Annotated in this window: 3 protein-coding genes; 2 read left to right on the top strand and 1 reads right to left on the bottom strand. The window is 33.8% G+C overall.

The window, feature by feature from the left end:
- Window positions 1–786: galactokinase (locus tag EZH24_RS09825; protein WP_137998973.1), on the bottom strand; the 786-nt coding region annotated here is incomplete at its 3' end.
- Between the two features lie 143 nt (window positions 787–929).
- Here EZH24_RS09825 and lexA point away from each other — a divergent pair.
- Together lexA and EZH24_RS09815 are read left to right on the top strand one after the other, a co-directional pair.
- On the top strand, window positions 930–1,541 hold the full coding sequence (lexA, locus tag EZH24_RS09820) for a transcriptional repressor LexA (RefSeq protein WP_137998972.1): 612 nt from the start codon (window positions 930–932) through the stop codon (window positions 1,539–1,541).
- Between the two features lie 109 nt (window positions 1,542–1,650).
- A partial coding sequence (locus tag EZH24_RS09815) for an FAD-dependent oxidoreductase (protein ID WP_137998971.1) occupies window positions 1,651–2,819 on the top strand: 1,169 nt, incomplete at its 3' end.

Raw genomic sequence — 2,819 nt, 5'->3', positions numbered from 1 at the left:
TTTTATAAATTCGGCGTCTTTAGGTTTCAAATCGCATAAAGATTTTAAATTAGGTTTTTTCTCTTTAAGTTTTTTATAAGCGTTTTCGCATTCTCTTTTTCTCGCGTTATATTCGCTGTCGCTCGAAGCTCGCTTTTTATTGCTGTTTATAACCGCCATACAATATTCGCCAAAATTAAAATCCAAATATTCGTATTGCAAAGAATTCATATTAAAGAAAAATAATTGATTCTCATGTCCCATAAATATCGTGGCATGGTCGGTTAAAGATATTTTTTGGGAAGCGAACTTTTTTTCTCCTTCATAAGATAATTTAGCCATTTCCAAAGGCTCTATATCGGATATTCCGTTTAAATCCAAAATAGCGTAAGTCAAACACGCGCATAAAGAACTCGAAGAAGCCAAAGAAGTATTGAAAGGCAAATCGGTATAAACATAAATATCGATTCCCGTGATTTTATAATCTCTTTCGATTAAGTTGGAATATACGCCCTTAAAATATATAAGCCATTCGTCTTCTTTAGTTTTTTCCAAGTCGTCCAAAGAGAAAGATTTTCTCGCCTTAAACGAATGAGCGTAAACATTGACTTTAGAATCGGGACGCTTTCTTGCAACCATATAAGTTCCTCTGTCTATAGCCGCCGTTATCGTATTTCCTCCCGAATAATCTATAAGCTCGCCTATTATATTAACTTTTCCCGGGGCAAAATATAATTTAACTTCGCCTTTCTGTCCGAAAATTTCTCTAAATCTTTCTACGATTTTTAAATGTAATTTAGGTATCATAATCCATGTCCGTTAAAAATTAATTGAAATATATATTATATGAATAAAAAAATCAATAACATTTTATATTTTTAATATTGACATAATATTTTTTTATAGTATAATAATTCATACTTATATTATATTTTTAAGGAGAAAGATTTATGACAGAATTAACAGATAAACAAAAAGATATACTAAAATTTTTAAGGGAATTTATGAATGAGAACGGATATCCTCCAACCGTAAAAGAGATTATGGCAAAATTTAATTTTGCATCCCCAACTGCTGTAACCACTCATTTAACAGCGTTAGAAAAAAAGGGGTTTGTAAAGAAAAATGGAAATAGAGCCAGAGGGAGCGTTCCTATAAATGGAAATAAAAATTACGATATAGTATATATTCCATTATTGACTAATGAAGTAAAATCGGGTCTATTAATGGATATTACAAATGAAACTTTTGCATTGCCTAAATCAATAGCGCAAGACGAAAGAAATTTTCTTTTAAAAGTTATAGACGATTCTATGATAGGTGCTCACATAAAAGAAGGAGACATGGTTTTAGTTAATCCTAATAATATTGAACCAGATAATGGCGATATAGTTGTAGCTAAAATACAAAATAATATAAACGAAGAGATAATAATTAAAAGATTTTTCAAAGAAAAAGACGATATAAAATTCGTTTCAGAAAATAAAAATTACCCGCCTATTAAAAACGAAGAAATATCTATAATCGGAAAGGTTGTAGGGTTAATAAGGTTAAAAGTATAATTTTTTAAACTGCTTTTATATAATATAGCTTGACTAAGTATTTATTTTGAACTATAATATCAAATAAATGTATATTTAAAATACCAAAAAATTAAAGAGGTTAAAATTTATGAAAGTTATAGTAATAGGCTGCAACCATGCTGGAACATGGGCTGCAAAAACATTGAGGGCGGTAGACCCAAGCGCGACCGTAGTTACTTATGACAGAAACGACAATATCTCGTTTTTGGCATGCGGAATCGCGCTTTGGGTAGGCGGAGTCGTAAAAGACCCTAAAGGTTTATTCTATGCAAGTCCCGAAGGTTTAAAATCGGAAGGCATAGATGTTCATATGGGACATGAAGTGGTTAAAGTCGATTGGGCTAATAAAAAACTAACGGTTAAAGAATTGGCTACGGGCAAAGAGTTCGATGACAATTACGATAAACTTATACTTGCCACAGGTTCTTGGCCCGTAACTCCTCCTATTGAAGGTTTGATGCAAGCGGGAACAAAATACGGTTTGAAAGAGGGAATTTTCTTCTCAAAACTTTTCCAACAAGGTCAAGAAATAATAGACGAAATAAAAAGACCCGAAGTTAAAAAAGTTATGGTTGTGGGAGCGGGCTATATCGGAGTCGAATTAATAGAAGCTTTCAAAAATCACGGAAAAGAAGTTATATTGATGGAAGCTATGCCGAGAGTTATGGCAAATTATTTTGATAAAGAAATTACGGACGAAGCGGAAAAGAGAATAAGAGACGCGGGTATAGAAGTTCATTTGGGCGAAACGGTTAAAAAATTTGAAGGTTCGGTTAGAGTTCAAAAAGTTGTAACCGATAAAGGCACTTACGATGTCGATATGGTGGTTATGTCGGTAGGGTTCAGACCAAATAGCGAATTGTATAAAGATTATCTTGAAACTCTTCCTAATGGCGCAATAGTTGTCGATACCACGATGCAAACGACAAGGGACCCTAATGTATACGCGATTGGAGACTGCTCTACCGTATATTCGAGAGCGTCAGAAAAACAGGATTATATAGCATTGGCTACGAACGCGGTGAGAATGGGAATAGTAGCCGCAAATAACGCTTTGGGAAGACATGTCGAATATTGCGGAACTCAAGGCTCTAACGCCATTTGCGTATTCGGTTATAATATGGCTTCAACGGGATGGTCCGAAGAAACGGCAAAGAAAAAAGGCTTGAAAGTAAAAAGTAATTTCTTTAAAGACGCCGAAAGACCAGAGTTTATGCCGACATACGAGGATGTATTGGTAAAAATAATATACGAAGA

The organism is Brachyspira catarrhinii, from assembly GCF_005518285.1.
Taxonomy (GTDB): Bacteria; Spirochaetota; Brachyspiria; order Brachyspirales; family Brachyspiraceae; genus Brachyspira; species Brachyspira catarrhinii.
The sequence above is the reverse complement of the archived record's forward strand: the minus strand, read 5'-3'. Positions and strand labels throughout refer to the sequence as shown.

Bases quoted from the DNA above. Each gene is read 5' to 3' on its own strand.
- lexA (WP_137998972.1), top strand. From the start codon at position 930: ATGACAGAATTAACAGATAAACAAAAAGATATACTAAAATTTTTAAGG.